Genomic DNA, 14,541 nt, shown 5'->3' with positions numbered 1-14,541 from the left:
CCGAAGCGGGTCAGCCGTCGTAGTCCACGGCGACGGTGTCCGCAGTCGGGTGGGCCTGGCAGGTCAGCACGAAGCCCGCGTCGACTTCTGCGGACGTCAGCGCAAAGTTCTGCTCCATCGCCACGCTGCCCTCGACGATCTTGGCTTTGCAGGTCCCACAGGCGCCACCGAGACAGGAGTACGGCGCGTCGATCTCATTCTTGAGTGCTGCCTCCAACACGGTCTCGCCTGGAGTCAGGTCGACGGCGTGGCTCGTTCCGGACAAGGTGACGGTGAGCTGGGCTCCGGAGAAGTCGGAATGGGGTGCGCTGCGCTCCGCCCCGCGGAAAAGCTCGAGGCGAATGCTGTCTTCGTCGACTCCGTCCGAGACGAGGCTGCTGCGTAACTCGGTGACGAGCGGGAGGGGCCCACACAGGTACCACCGGTCAACCGAGGTGATCGATTCCCTGAGAATCCTTCGGAGCAGCGGGTAGTCGATACGCCCCCGAAAGTCGGCGGGGTGGTGGGTTTCTCCGGAGCGGACGTGGATGATGCGCAAGCGGTCCGCGTACCGGGATTCCAGCTGGTCGAGTTCGTCGGCGAACATGGTGGTTTCGGCGGTGCGATTGCCGTAGATGAGGGTGAAGCGACTGTCGGTTTCGATCTCCATGGTGGTGCGGATGATCGACAGTATCGGGGTGATGCCGCTGCCGGCGGCGACCGCGACATGCTCGCACTCGGCCCCGGGCTGCAGGGGTGCACCGAAACTGCCGGTGGGTGTCATGAGGTCCACCACGTCACCTGCCCGCAGCATGTCGCATGCGTACGGGGAGAAGGCACCGTTGTCGATGCGGCGGACCCCGATCGCCAATTCGCCGGAGGTGGCTGACGTGCAGATCGAGTAGTTGCGCCGGATCTTCGTGCCGTTGTCCGCGCGGTGCTGGACGGTCAGGTGTTGACCAGCCTGGAACTGGAACTGTTCCCGGAACTCCTCGGGCACCTCGAAGGTGATCTTCACGCTGTCGGCGGTCAATCGGTCCACCTTCTTGACCGGAACCGGGTAGGTGCTGGCGTGCCGCGCACTCGATGACCGCGGCATCCTGACAGGCAAGATGGGCGCGAGGTTGCCGTTGAGCTTCTTCCACTCGCGGTACTCGTTCGGGTCCAGTTGCTGACCGAAGACAGTGCCGATCGCGGCATCGCGCTCCAGGTAAGCGGCCTCGTTGCGCCGCCAGGCGGCGACGTATCGGTAGAACGGAATCGACGGATGCAGATGATGCACCAGATGGTAATTTTGCGACAGCAGCAGCGGAGTCATGATCCACTCGGCCCCCACCCGGTTTCGGGTTGCGCGATAACGGTTCTCGCGCTGGGTCTGTTCCAACCCGTGGTGTGGAAGCCAGTCGAACCACCACGCGAGAACGAAGATGGCGACGCGCTCGGGAATCAGGTAGATCACGGCCACCATCCACAGGTGCCCGGTGAGCGCGGCCCCCAGGAGGACCGCCGCGGACAGCGTCATCAAGCCGGCGGTTTCGATGATCTCGGCACGTGGACGCTTTTTCCGGTGGCGCCACAGGAACCGCAGGTAGGGCAGATCCATCGCGGGAAATCGGAACGGCAGTTGCCACCACGGTGCGGCGCTGACGAAGTGGTCGGGATCGGAATCGCCGTCATTGGTGTTGCGGTGATGCTCGATGTGGATGAAGGCGAACGACGAGAACGAGATCAGTGGGGAAACGAAGAACATCGCGACGCGCCCGAAGAGCCGGTTGACCCATCGGTGGGAACTGATCGCGCTGTGCGACGCATCGTGAAGCACGGTGAACATCACGAAGATCGCTGCCGCGCTGGCGGCTATCGTCGCCGCCGCCGGCACACTGCGGGTGATCGCGGCGGCCGTGGACGCGCCGAACACCGCCAGTGCGGCGACGAAGATTGCGACGATGGGCCAGGAGAGAGCGGGAACCCGTTCGCCGGGGTCGGGCAGGGCCTGCCGTGACAGGGTCGGCGCGGACAGAGATTCCTCTGCGGTTGTCGCCATCAGGACTCCTTCTTCCATGCTCATCGGTCGGGGTCACGCTACGAATCGCGACAACGGCCGACAAGGCACTCCCGGCCCATCTCCGTGTGCGCTGCGCACACACCCGGGAGGGGGAACCCGGTCGGGGTCGAATTCAGCCGGTCTTGAGCACCGCGGCGCCGAGGACGTCTGCGGCGCGAAGCGCAGCGTGAAGCCCCGCCAGGCCGGCAGTGGCGGGAGCCCCGCGACGCTCCTCGGCGCGCCGGATTCGCTTGAGCACAGTGTTGCGGTGAACGTTCAACGTGTGCGCTGCCGACACCAGACTGCCCTGCGCGTCGAGGACGGCGAGCAGGGCCGCGCGTTCCTCCCTTTCCTGCGGCCCGTCGCGGCCGAGGTCGCCCAGTTGGGACTGCACGAAGTTGCGGGCCACCTCGATGTCCTGTGACAACGCGTCGACGAGCGCGACATCGCTGAAAACCGTCAGCGACGGAGCCGACAACACGGAGAGTTCGACGATGCGGCGCGTGCCTACCGCTTCACGGTGGGACAGGCGAAAGCCCGGCACAGCCTCGTGAGGTGAGCCCACAGCGATGTGGACGGCCTCGCCGGAGCTGTGCCACGTGGCCAACGTGTCACGGGCCAGTCGGGCCTGGTCGCCGGTCACCGCGACCCACCCCCAGAGCGCAAGAGGGCCGTCGGCCATGAGGAGCGGGTGCGGTGAACCCAACGCCCTGGCCAACAGGTTGGCGTGACGTTCCAGATTGACTGCACGGTCGTGCGCCCAACAGACGAATCCGATCTGGGTGCCGGTGAGTCGGTGTCGGAGAACTCGCTCTGCGCGGCTGACCGTGATGTGCTTGCCGGCGAGCAGATCCTGCACCATCTCGGCGCGCTCGGCGCGGGCCTGGTTCTGGCGACGGTCGAGTTCGGCGACGTACTCTTCGGCGACCAGGCTGGAGATCCGGTCGATATAGCGGAACGCGAAGCGCTCCAGTTCCGCGTAGACGGTCAGGGCGGTTGCAGAATCACCCGTCCACCCCTTCATCACGTCTGCGAGCCGCACCGTGAAGTACTCGTGTCCGAGCCGGTAGAAGCGCAACATGACATCGACGCTGTGTCCGCGCGAGGCCATCGCCCGGGCGTGCTCGAGCGCGGTGACCGGCGCCTCGGCCGCGGTGGCGTCGATGCCGTGGCGAACCATGGACAATGCCGCTTCCAGATTCGACGAACACGACCCCAGCGTCAGTCCGCGCAGTTCGGAGTCCTCGACGGTCTCGGGAATACGTTCCACCAGAAACTGCAGCATGTCGTCGGCCAGCTTCGAGACATCGGAGAGCAGTGCCACCGCAACCGTTCGCCCGTCGAGTCGGCCCTCAGGCGACTGAGCGTCCATGGCCGAGACTCTAATGCTCCCGGGGCCGAGTGCCGCCGTTCAACAGCGGACGGCGTCGTCGGTTCTGCACCCACCACGTTCATCGCCGTTCTCATGCATGTCGAATAGGCTGCAACACAGTGAGTTTGGCTCTCGAGGCGGGTCGTGGCCGCTACCTCCGCCGTGGATCGTCAGGCCGTCGACTCCGGGATGGACGGTGCCGCGGCACGCCCGCCTCGCGTGCCGCGCGGGGGCCCGACTGCCCGAGACCTCGGCGATTGATCGGCACCGCAGCGCGCGAGGGCGCACTACGCTGAGACCGTGTCTGAATTGAACACCTTGCGCGCGCTGGAGGGGATGCCCGCGGCGCCTGCCCCGCTGGGCGACTCGACGTTGGTCCTCATCGATTGCCAGAACACCTACACCCGCGGGGTGATGGAACTCGAGGGGGTGGATGCCGCTCTGGACGAGGTGGCGGCCCTGCTGGACCGGGCCCGCTCCGCAGGTGTTCCGGTCATCCACATCCAGCACAACGGCGGGGCCGGCTCGCCCTACGACATCGGTGCCGAGATCGGCGCCATCGTCGATCGGGTCGCTCCGCGCGAGGGCGAGCCCGTGGTCGTCAAGAGCTACCCGAACTCGTTCGTCCAGACCGACCTCGACGACCGGCTCAAGGCGGTCGGCGCCTCGAACCTCGTGTTGGCCGGTTTCATGACGCACATGTGTGTCAACTCCACTGCCCGCGGCGGGTTCAACCTCGGCTACGCGCCGACCGTGGTGGCCGGCGCGACCGCGACCCGCGCCCTGCCCGGGACGGACGGACAACCCGTGCCCGCCGCGGCGATGCAGAGCGCCAGCCTGGCCGCGATGGCCGACCTGTTCGCCGTGGTGGTCCCCGGATCCGCCGACCTGCCCGACTAATCTGACGCCATGCGGATGTCGGCGAAGGCGGAGTATGCCGTCCGCGCCATGATCCAGCTGGCGACCGCCGAGGCCGGCGCTCTCGTCAAAACCGACGATCTGGCCAAGGCGCAGCAGATCCCCGCCCAGTTTCTCGTCGACATCCTGTCCGATCTGCGCACCGACCGGCTCGTCCGCAGCCACCGGGGCCGCGACGGCGGCTACGAACTCAGTAGACCGGCGGCCGACATCAGCATCGCCGACGTGCTGCGCTGCATCGACGGACCGCTGGCCAGCGTGCGCGACATCGGCCTCGGGGACCTGCCCTATTCGGGTCCCACGGCTGCGTTGACGGACGTATGGCGGGCCCTTCGGGCCAGCATGCGCTCGGTGCTCGAGCAGACCAGCCTCGCCGACGTCGCCGCCGGGGTACTGCCCACCCATGTCCGCGCTTTCGCCGATGACTACCGCCGCCAGGAAGAGGCGCGCGGGCATCAGGACAACTAGGGCGCTGGGCTTGTTGTCCCGGGCGCGGATCCCCGCCTGGGTCGACCAGCATCGTGCAAGCAGACGCGGCCCCCGTGGTAGGAACACGGTGTGGTGTTCGACGTGCGCGACCTCGCTGACCCCATCGTCATCGCCCCGATGGCGGGCGGACCGTCGACGCCCGAACTGGCCGCCGCCGGCAGCAACGCCGGCGCACTCGGCTTCATCGCCGCCGGTTATCTCAGCGCCGACGTGTTCGCCGATCGGCTCCGCGCGGCGGCGGAGCTGACGTCCGGTCCGCTCGGCGCCAACCTGTTCGTGCCGCACCCCAGCGCCGCGACACCGGAGTCGATCGATCGCTACGCCGCGGCGCTGTTGCCGGACGCCCGCCGTTATGGCGCCGAGCTCGGGACGCCCCGGTTCAGCGACGACGACTGGACCGCCAAGCTCGAGGTGCTGCTCGACATCCGGCCGGCGTTGGTGTCGTTCACCTTCGGGTTGCCCAGTGCCGAGGAGCGCCGCCGCCTGTCCGCGGCAGACATTGCCACCGCGGCCACGGTCACCACGCTGGCGGAAGCCCGCCAGGCCGTCGAGGTGGGCGTGGATTGCGTGGTCGCGCAGGGACCGTCGGCGGGCGGGCACCGCGGCACCTTCGACCCGACCGCGACACCGTCCGATGTTCCCCTCGACGACCTCGTCGCCACCCTCGTCGCCGAACTCGACCTGCCGGTGGTGGCGGCCGGCGGGTTGATGACCGCGGCGGACGTGGACCGGGTGCGGCGCGCCGGTGCTGTCGCCGCGCAACTGGGCACCGCATTCCTGTTGGCCGACGAGGCCGGCAGCAGTGCTGTGCACCGCGCGGCGTTGACCGATCCGGCTTTCACCGAAACCACTGTCACCAAAGCGTTTTCCGGCCGGTTCGCGCGGGGTCTGCGGAACCGGTTCATCGACGAGCACGAGGCCGAGGCGCCGTTCGGATATCCCGAGGTGCACTACCTGACCGGCCCGGTGCGCGCGGCATCGGTGCGTGCCGGTGACCCGAACGGAACCAGCGTCTGGGCGGGCACCGGCTTCGACAAGGCGGTGCCCGGGCCGGCGGCCCAGATCATCGAGCTGCTTCGAGTGCACTGATGCCGCCGCTCACCCGCCGTGCATTCACGATGGGTCTGGGCGTGCTGGCGGCAGCGCCGTGGGTGGGTGCGTGCGTGAACCAGACCTCGGGCGGATCCGGCGAGCACGTCGTGGTCGTCGGCGCCGGGATGGCTGGACTGGCCGCGGCGCGGCGCCTGGCCGACGCCGGGGTCAGGGTGACCGTACTCGAGGCGCGTCGCCGCATCGGCGGGCGAACGTGGACGGACACCTCGCTGGGCGTGCCCGTCGATCTCGGCGCGGCGTGGATCCATGGGACGCAGGACAACCCCCTGATGAAATTGGCTGCCGAGGTCGGCGCCGAGACGGTCGAGACCGACTTCGAGAACGTCATGGTGTTCGACCGTGCCCAGCCTGTCCCGGACGCCGACGTGGAAGCGGCGGGATCCGCCTGGACGGACGCGGTGGAGGAGATCTACCGCGCCGGCGCCGATGCCGGACCGCAGACGTCGCTGGCCGACGTGGTGGCGGACTACGTGGATGTCGACGCTCCGTTGATCCAGTGGTTGATCACCTCGACGGTCACCGCCGAATACGGAGCCGATCCCGCCGATCTGTCGCTGCGGTGGTTCGGCCAGGAGGGGGAACTCGACGGTCCGGATGTGCTGCTGCCCAACGGCTACGGCCAGCTGGTGGCGCATCTGTCCCGGGGCCTTCAGATCCGGCCGGACACGGCAGTCACCCGCATAGACCACCGCGGCGCCACCGTCACGCTCACCACGACACGGGGCATGGTCACCGCCGACCGGGTGATCGTCACGGTGCCCCTCGGTGTGCTCAAAGCCGGTGCCATCACGTTCGATCCGCCGCTACCCGAGGCGAAGTCGCAGGCGATCCGGCGTCTGGGCTTCGGTCTACTCGACAAGGTCGTGCTGAGGTTCGACGAGCCGCACTGGCCCGCGGACCCTGATGTGTTCGGCGTTGTGGGCGCTGACGCGCCGGTGAGCGATGTGGTCAACGGGCTGCGGTTCTCCGACACGCCGCTGCTGGTCGGTCTACGCGCCGCGAGCAATGCCCGTGACCGCGAAGGCCTGTCCGACGGTGCAGCGGTCGACCAGGTGCGTGCGGTGCTGGGCCTGCCCGAGCCCACCGGCGCGCTCGTCACCCGCTGGGCGGCCGACCCGTTCGCGCGTGGCTCCTACAGCTTTCTCGCAGTGGGATCGAGCCCAGACGATCAGCGTGCCCTCGCCGAGCCGGTCGGGGATCGGTTGCACTTCGCCGGTGAGGCCACCCAGGAGGAGTTCTTCGCCACCGTGCACGGCGCCTACCTCAGTGGGCTGCGCGAAGCCGAGCGAATTCTCGACTGAGCCATCGGATTCAGCGCAATGCCTCGATGACGACGTCCCCGGTCTCCGAGCGGGCGGTGACCACCGACGCCGCGTCGTCGCGGTTGCGGGTCTGCGGCACGGAGACCACCGTGGAGCCCCGCCCTTCGCCGGTGCTGGCGTTGACGGCGTACGGGCCGGGATCGGGCACCGCGAGGACCACATCCCCGTCGCCGGTCTCGACGTCGACGACGGCAGGAGCGGCGGCGAAGTCGACGCTGACGTCTCCGGTCTCGGTGACGGCCCGGAATGACTCGGCCACCGAAATCGCGTTCCGGCTGGCGACGTCACCGTGATCGTTGGTGATATCGATGCGGCGTGCCGACCCGTTGAGCACGACCGCCCCGTCGGTGGTGCGGGCGGTGAGCTGGTCGACATCCGCGTCGGCCATCACCACCCCCATGTCCTGCTCGGTCGTGACCGCCAGCCCCCGGGCCAGCTGCGGCGGCAGCACCACTGTGATCTCACCGCCCCGGGCCCAGCGCAGCATCGGTGCCGGCTCGGCGCTGACACTGACCCGCGCGCTGCGGCCGTCGGCGCCCAGCGTCAACGGCTCTACGTCCGTGCGCGCCGGGCTGATCAACCGCAGATCCACGCGGGGCTCGGAGACGTCGCGATCGGTGGTGATCCGGATGAGCGCCGGCACCGGCCCGGTGTCGACGGTCAACGCGCGCAGTGTCGCCGGCAGCGTGATCGTGTCCGCGACCACCCGGAATCGGCTTGCGCCCCAAGCGAACCCCGCCAACGACACGATGACCGCGGTGATCAGGACGCCGGCGAGCGCAATTAGCCCGACCCGCACCGCGGTACGTCCGCCGGGGGACAGCGGAGGCGGCGCCGTGGGTTGCCCGGCAGGTTGTCCAGGGGGCAGGAGCAGAGGGGTGGTCATCAGAGATCATTCCTTCCGGTGCGCTTGGGCACGTTCACGATTCGAGGAACCGCAGCACGGCGAGCACCCGGCGGTTCTCGCTCTCGTCCTGGGCCAGGTCCAACTTGGTGAAGATTGAGGCGATGTGCTTCTCGGCCGAGCCGACCGATATGTGCAGAGCGGCAGCGATCGCCGAATTGGTTCTGCCCTCGGCCATCAGCTGCAACACGTCGTGTTCCCGTGGCGTCAGCGCGTCGAGGGTGTTTCGGCGGTGCGAGCGCACCAGGATCTGGGACACCACCTCCGGGTCGAGCACCGTGCCGCCGTTGCCGACGACCTGCACGGCGTCGAGGAAGGCCGGTACGTCGGCCACCCGGTCCTTGAGCAGGTACCCGAATCCCCGGGTGTCCGAGGCGATCAGCTCGGCGGCGTAGCGTTCCTCGACGTAGTGCGACAGCACCAGCACCGCTGAATCCGGGTTCTGGCTGCGCAGCAGCGCGGCTGCCCGGATCCCTTCGTCGGTGAACGTCGGCGGCATCCGCACGTCGACGATCGCCAGGTCGGGGCGCTCGTCGTTGACCAGCCGCAGCAGGTTGGTGGCGTCGGGCACACCGGCGATGACGTCGTGGCCGGCGTCGGTCAGGATCCGCTCGATGCCGGCCCGCAGCAGCGCCGAGTCTTCGGCGATCACGATGCGCATGGCAGCACCGCGGTGATGATCGTGGGTCCGGTGGCCGGGCTGGACACCGTGAACGTGCCGCGCGCTGCCCGCACCCGCTCGTCGAGGCCACGCAGCCCGGTGGCTTCACCGCTTCCGTCGTCGGCCACGATGCGCGCCCCGCCGTGCCCGTCGTCGAAAACGCTGACGTGCAACTGCTGGGTCGATTCGTCGAGCCGGACGGTGACCGCGGCGTTCGAGGCGCCGGCGTGCCGGGTCACATTGGTCAATGCCTCGGCCACCACGAAGTAGGCACACGCCTCCACCTCGTCGGGAAGCCGCCGCGGCAGGTGCAGGCTGAGCGTGGTCGGGATCCCCGCGTTCACCGTCCGCTGCACCACCGCCGACAGCGCGGCGTCGAGTCCGCGGTCGGACAGGATGGTGGGGGCGATGCCGCGCACGACGTTGCGCAACTCCACCAACGCGCTTTTGGCGTCGGCGTGCGCTTCGCCGATGAGGGCTTTGGCCGCGGGCAGGTCGGTGTCGAGTTTGGTCTGGGCCAGCCCGATCGTCATCGCCAGCGACACCAACCGCGGCTGCACGCTGTCGTGCAGGTCGCGTTCGATGCGGTGGCGTTCGGTCTGCGCCGAGGTCACCGCACCCTCGCGGGCATCGGCCAGTGCGCTGACCTGGTTCTGCAGTGCTGCGGTCGGCGACGGGCTGAGCAGCCACCGGTCGATGGACGCATCCAGTGTCGGGGCGAACACGAGCAGCGTCACCGCCGCAGCGACCGCCACCGCGGCCAGCAGCAGCGCGACCGGCGTGGGCAGGAACGACAAGCCGGCCTGCGCGTCGCTGTTGCCGATCACCACCGCGGCCGCCGGCGCCAGGAACGCGAACGCCAGCAGCGCCACGGCCAAACCGGTGACCAGCGCGTCGTAGATCATCCGCAGATAGTGGTGGGCGACCGACTTCCAGAATCGTCCGCTGCTCACGTCCAGCCACAGCTGGTGTGCCCAACGCTGGAAGCCGGTGTAGGACGACAGCCGGCGTGCAGGCACGCCGATGCCCATCCCGAACACCGCCTCGCTGCGGATGCGTTCGACCCAGTCGATGCCTCGCATCAGGTAGATGAACACCACCGCGGCGACGACGAACCCGATGATGCTCGGGATCGAGGAGATGCCGAGGACGACGATGCCGAGGGGGATCCAAAACCACACCACCGCCAGCGCGCCGCCGGCGATCAGCGAGGCGGTGGGCACCACGCCGATCGGGCGGGGCCCGCGGTGGGGCTCGCCGGCCGGGATGCCGGTGGTGTCGGTGTCCGCCGCCGGGGCTTCGGGCGCGGCGGCGTCATTCGTTACGACCATGCCCACCAACCTATGGACCGGCGCGCGCCGAGGACACGGCGTTTTCCCGCGAGTCCGGCGGGGGTTTTCCTCCACAGAGCTCTGCAGCGCGAGCGCGCGTGTCACCGTCCGACACGCCGCACCCAACCGGCATTTCGCGCGCGCTCGCCGCTGGCCATACTGACGGAATGACCGCCGACACCGCCGGCCCCGCCGATCCCGCAGGTCCAGCCGGGCCCGCCGGCCGTCGCCCCGCGATCCTCGACTATCTCGGCCCCAACTGGTTCGCCTCGGTGATGGGAACCGGGATCGTCGCCACCGCGGGCGCGTCGTTGCCCGTACACCTGCCGGGTTTGCGGGCGTTCGCGCAGGTGGTGTGGGTGATCGCGGCGACGTGGCTGGTGGTTCTGATCGTGGCGACGGTCGCGCACTGGGTGCGTAACTCCGAGATGGCCCGCAGCCACGCGCGCAACCCGCAGATGGCGCACTTCTACGGCGCGGCCCCGATGGCGCTGCTGACCGTCGGATCCGGCGCGCTGCTGGTCGGGGTGGATCTGATCGGCATGCGCACCGCGGTGAGCCTGGCCTGGATTCTGTGGATCGCCGGGACGATCGGCGGGCTGGTCACGGCGCTGAGCATCCCGTATCTGATGTTCACCCGGCACCGGGTGGAGCCCGACGCCGCGTTCGGCGGCTGGCTGATGCCGGTCGTGCCGCCGATGGTGGCCGCTGCCACGGGCGGGTTGCTGATCCCGCACATGGCCGAGGGGCCAGGCCGGGCCACCATGCTCTACGGCTGCTACGCGATGTTCGGCCTGTCGCTGATCGCGTCGCTGATCATCATCACCATGGTGTGGAGCCGGCTCGCCCACTTCGGTACGTCGGGCACCGCCCGGGTCCCCACGCTGTGGATCGTGCTGGGGCCGCTGGGCCAGTCCATCACGGTGGCCGGGTTGCTCGGCGCCGATGCCGCGCTGGCGGTCGACGAGAAGCTCGCCGACGGTATGAGTGTGTTCGCGGTGCTCTACGGCGTTCCGGTGTGGGGTTTCGCGGTGCTGTGGATCGCGCTGGCCACCGCGCTGACCGTGCGTACCCTGCGCCGGGGCATGCCGTTCGCGCTGACCTGGTGGAGCCTGACGTTCCCGGTCGGCACGTTCGTCACCGGAACCACCCAGCTGGCGGTGCACACCGACCTGCCGGCGTTCCGATACGCGGCCGCCGTCGCCTACGTGGGGTTGTTGTTCACCTGGCTGCTGGTGGCGGTGCGCACGCTGCGCCTCGGCTGGCGCGGCTCGTTGTTCACCCCACCGGCAGCCGACCCCATCCGTGCCCGCAAGGATCCGGCGCGCTGACGCACCCACCGTGACGCCTTGCGCGCCCGATTCACCCGGCGTGCCAGAATCGCCGACGTGCGAATCGGGATGACGATGCCGGTGATGGAACCCGATCTGGACCGGGGGACGCTCAAGGCCTGGGCTCAGCTGATCGACGGCGGCGCGTTCTCGTCGCTGTGCTGGGGGGAACGCATCGCGTTCGACAACCCCGAGAGCCTGACCCTGCTCGGTGCGCTGGCGGCCTGGACCGACCGGGTGCGGCTGGTGACCACCGTGGTGGTTCCGCAGTTGCACGACCCCGTCATGCTCGCCAAGCAGCTGGCCACCGGTGACCTGCTCTGCGGCGGACGGCTCACCGTCGGTATCGGGGTGGGCGGGCGCCACGAGGACTACCACGCGGTCGGGGCGGACCCGGCAACGCAGACGATGCGCCAGATGGCCGAGCGGGTGGCGGTGATGAAGCGCGTCTGGGCGGGGGAGAAGATCACCGACTCGACGCTGCCCGTCGGGCCTCCGCCGGTGCAGGCCGGGGGCCCGCAGCTGGTGGTGGGCACGATCGGGCCCAAAACCGTGCGCAGCGCCGCCGCCTGGGCCGAGGGTCTGGCCGGGATCACGCTGGACCTCGATCTCGACAAGGAGTCCGCGCTGTTCGACGTGGCTCGGCAGGCCTGGCAGGAGGTGGACAAGCCGGCCCCGCACCTGGCGACCTCGTTCTGGTTCGCCCTCGGTGACGGCGACGAGCCGCGTGCGCAGGTGCACCGGCATCTGCGTCGCTACATGAACTGGATTCCCGCCGAGGTGGTCGACGCGATGGCGCCGACGACCGGGTGGGCCGGTACCGACGACGAGCTGCGAACGGTGCTGGGCCGCTTCGCCGAGATCGGCGCCGACGAGGTTCATCTGATCCCCACCAGCTCCGACATCGACCAGGTGCGCCGGGTCGCGGCGATCGCCGAAGAGTTCTGACGCCCGACGCGCGCGGTTCGGTTCCGGACCTGATGGTGGGATGACACGCTGCTGACATGACGATCAGTTGGGGCGGTCGCGCCAAGCAGATGTGGCAGGCGGTGAGCAAGCAGGTGCCGGCTCCGTTGGCCCCACCCGACACCTTCCCCGTCGACGAGGTCGCCGAGATGTTGCGCGACATCGGCATCGCCCTCATCGAAGTGCAGGTACCCAGCGGCGTCGTGGAGTCGCGATTGGAGCGCATCGCCGCGCGCTACACCAGCGAGCCGGTGCGCGTCGTCGCGTTGCCGACGGTGCTGATCGTGCAGGTGGGAAAGGTCGGCCACGAGGTGGCGGCCTCCACCGGAGGCACCACTCAGCTCGACCGCGCGGGCAAGGTCGACGCGGTGGCACGTCTCGCGACAGCGGGCGCGGTCGCCCCTCGCGATGCGGTCCGTGACATCACCGAGGCCCGCACTGCGACGCCACGGTTCGGTCCGGTCATGATCCTGGTCGGCTACGTCATCACCACGCTGGGCTTCGGCATCGTCATCAACCCGGCGTGGACGGCGTTGTGGGCGTATGTGTTTCTCGGCGCCGTGGTCGGTGCTGTGGTCGTCGTCGCCGGACGCATCCCGACGCTGGCCGTCATCATCCCGTCGCTGTCGGCGGCATTGGTGACGACGTTGGCGATCTGGTTCGTCGCCGACGCCGCGAACGACGAATTGCTGCGCATCATCGCTCCCGCACTGGTCGCCACCTTGCCCGGCCTGTCGCTGACCATCGGAGCCATGGAGCTGGCCGGCGGCGCCATCATGGCGGGCTCGAGCCGGCTGGTGTACGGAGTGGTCCAGCTCATGCTGCTGGCGTTCGGGGTGGCGATCGGGGTGGCCATCGCGGGCAGGCCGGGGTCGCCTGCCGTGGCCGACCGGATGGGGCCGCTGTCCTTCTATGTCGCGATCATCGTCATCGGGATAGGGCTCTACATCTACCTGTCCGCACCGCGCGGGTCGCTGCTGTGGGTGACCGCCGCCGTGGCCGTGGCACTCATCGGTCAGAAGATCGGCGGTCTGTTCCTGTCGTCGGCGCACTCCGGGGCTCTCGGTGCGCTGCTGGTGTTTCCGTTCGCCGTGGCCGCGGCGAAGTTGAAGACCGCCCCACCGGTGTTCGTCATGTTGCTGGCGGCGTTCTGGTCGCTGGTGCCCGGCGCGTTGGGTTTCGAGTCGATCACCGCGGCCGCGGTGCAGCGGTCGCTGGACGCCGCCACGTTGGGCAACACCTTCTCCGCGGTGTTCTCCATCGCGCTGGGCACATTGGTGGCCTGGAGCATCTACGACACGGTGTTCGCGCGCCGAGATGACGGCCTCAACAGTGGCAAGCTCGAAGCATGACCGACACCGACGCGTTGCCACCCATCGTGTCGCGGGCCGAGTGGGAGACGGCGCGCGCCGAACTGCTGGTGCTGGAGAAGGACCTCATCCGCGCCAAGGACGCAGTCAGCGCCGCCCGCCGCCGCCTGCCCATGGTCGAGATCGACACCCCATACGTGTTCGACACCGAGACGGGCCCGCTGACCCTGCTCGACCTGTTCGAGGGGCGCAAGCAGCTGATCGTTCAGCACTTCATGTTCGCGCCGGAGTGGGACGAGGGCTGCGCCGGGTGCTCGATGATGGCCGATCACGTCGGGCCGCTGTCGCACCTGTATGCCAAGGACACCGCGTTCGTGCTGGTGGCGCGCGCGCCGGTGGGCAAACTGGTGGCCTTCAAGGACCGCATGGGCTGGGACCTGCCCTGGGTGTCGTCGGGCCGGTCGACCTTCAACGAGGATTTCCGCACCACCATCGACGGTCAGGAACGGCACTCCATCAGTGTGTTTCTGCGTGGCGGTGAGCGGGTCTTCCACACCTGGCAGACGTTCGACCGCGGTGAGGAGCCCTTCATGGTGGTGTTCGACCTGCTCGACCTGACCCCGTACGGCCGTCAGGAGACCTGGGAGAAGTCACCGCCGGGCTGGCCGCAGCAACCGGCCTACGAGTGGATCCGGTTGCACGACGCGTACTGACGCACCATGGCGGGCACGCTTCGCCTCCTGAGCCGGGGCGGCTGGCGGCGCCGAGCCGGGGCGGCTGGCGGCCCACTTTCACTCCCGC

13 protein-coding genes are annotated in these 14,541 nt (G+C 69.1%); 8 read left to right on the top strand and 5 right to left on the bottom strand.

The genetic code is table 11. The annotated features are described in order from the left end of the window. Window positions 1-10: 10 nt before the first annotated feature. A complete protein-coding gene (locus J3476_RS13090; protein ID WP_207066884.1) occupies window positions 11-2,023 on the bottom strand; it encodes a fatty acid desaturase in 2,013 nt (670 codons plus the stop codon). Window positions 2,024-2,156: 133 nt separating this feature from the next. Beyond that, entirely contained in the window at window positions 2,157-3,395 is a 1,239-nt protein-coding gene (locus J3476_RS13085) for a helix-turn-helix domain-containing protein (protein WP_207066883.1), read from the bottom strand. Window positions 3,396-3,695: 300 nt separating this feature from the next. Here J3476_RS13085 and J3476_RS13080 point away from each other — a divergent pair, with 300 nt between their 5' ends. The 4 genes from J3476_RS13080 to J3476_RS13065 all read left to right on the top strand — a co-directional run bounded on the left by J3476_RS13080 (window position 3,696) and on the right by J3476_RS13065 (window position 7,216). Next, the gene (locus J3476_RS13080; RefSeq protein WP_286182968.1) at window positions 3,696-4,295 is read left to right on the top strand and encodes a cysteine hydrolase family protein; all 600 of its coding nucleotides are present in this window, start codon (window positions 3,696-3,698) and stop codon (window positions 4,293-4,295) included. A gap of 9 nt (window positions 4,296-4,304) precedes the next feature. Beyond that, on the top strand, window positions 4,305-4,781 hold the full coding sequence (locus J3476_RS13075) for an RrF2 family transcriptional regulator (RefSeq protein ID WP_207066882.1): 477 nt from the start codon (window positions 4,305-4,307) through the stop codon (window positions 4,779-4,781). A 90-nt stretch (window positions 4,782-4,871) separates the two neighbouring features. Next, a complete protein-coding gene (locus J3476_RS13070; RefSeq protein ID WP_207066881.1) occupies window positions 4,872-5,891 on the top strand; it encodes a nitronate monooxygenase in 1,020 nt (339 codons plus the stop codon). Continuing rightward, a complete protein-coding gene (locus J3476_RS13065; protein WP_207066880.1) occupies window positions 5,891-7,216 on the top strand; it encodes an FAD-dependent oxidoreductase in 1,326 nt (441 codons plus the stop codon). The genes J3476_RS13070 and J3476_RS13065 overlap by 1 nt, the downstream gene beginning before the upstream one ends. Window positions 7,217-7,226: 10 nt before the next feature. Here J3476_RS13065 and J3476_RS13060 read toward each other — a convergent pair whose 3' ends face one another. Genes J3476_RS13060 through J3476_RS13050 form a run of 3 tightly spaced genes read right to left on the bottom strand, consistent with a single transcriptional unit; the run spans window position 7,227 to window position 10,133 of the window. Continuing rightward, window positions 7,227-8,123 (bottom strand): DUF4097 family beta strand repeat-containing protein, encoded by an 897-nt coding sequence (locus tag J3476_RS13060; protein ID WP_207066879.1) that lies wholly within the window; start codon window positions 8,121-8,123, stop codon window positions 7,227-7,229. Window positions 8,124-8,157: 34 nt separating this feature from the next. Next, the gene (locus J3476_RS13055; protein ID WP_207066878.1) at window positions 8,158-8,802 is read right to left on the bottom strand and encodes a response regulator transcription factor; all 645 of its coding nucleotides are present in this window, start codon (window positions 8,800-8,802) and stop codon (window positions 8,158-8,160) included. Further along, window positions 8,790-10,133 carry a sensor histidine kinase gene (locus J3476_RS13050; protein WP_207066877.1) on the bottom strand — a complete coding sequence of 448 codons (1,344 nt, stop codon included), beginning with the start codon at window positions 10,131-10,133 and terminating at the stop codon, window positions 8,790-8,792. Before J3476_RS13050 ends, J3476_RS13055 begins: the two co-directional genes overlap by 13 nt. Before the next feature lie 167 nt (window positions 10,134-10,300). Between J3476_RS13050 and J3476_RS13045 the strand changes: the two genes are divergently transcribed. The 4 genes from J3476_RS13045 to J3476_RS13030 all read left to right on the top strand — a co-directional run bounded on the left by J3476_RS13045 (window position 10,301) and on the right by J3476_RS13030 (window position 14,453). Continuing rightward, window positions 10,301-11,464, top strand: coding sequence for a TDT family transporter (locus J3476_RS13045; protein ID WP_207066876.1), 1,164 nt, complete (start codon window positions 10,301-10,303; stop codon window positions 11,462-11,464). A gap of 75 nt (window positions 11,465-11,539) precedes the next feature. Further along, window positions 11,540-12,412, top strand: a complete 873-nt coding sequence (locus J3476_RS13040) for an LLM class flavin-dependent oxidoreductase (protein WP_207066942.1) — start codon at window positions 11,540-11,542, stop codon at window positions 12,410-12,412. A 56-nt stretch (window positions 12,413-12,468) separates the two neighbouring features. Beyond that, complete coding sequence (locus tag J3476_RS13035; protein WP_207066875.1) at window positions 12,469-13,782, top strand: threonine/serine exporter ThrE family protein; 1,314 nt, start codon at window positions 12,469-12,471, stop codon at window positions 13,780-13,782. Continuing rightward, on the top strand, window positions 13,779-14,453 hold the full coding sequence (locus tag J3476_RS13030) for a DUF899 domain-containing protein (protein WP_207066874.1): 675 nt from the start codon (window positions 13,779-13,781) through the stop codon (window positions 14,451-14,453). The genes J3476_RS13035 and J3476_RS13030 overlap by 4 nt, the downstream gene beginning before the upstream one ends. The last annotated feature ends 88 nt before the right edge of the window (window positions 14,454-14,541 follow it).

Source organism: Mycobacterium sp. PO1, assembly GCF_017312405.1.
Taxonomy (GTDB): Bacteria; Actinomycetota; Actinomycetes; order Mycobacteriales; family Mycobacteriaceae; genus Mycobacterium.
The sequence above is the reverse complement of the archived record's forward strand: the minus strand, read 5'-3'. Positions and strand labels throughout refer to the sequence as shown.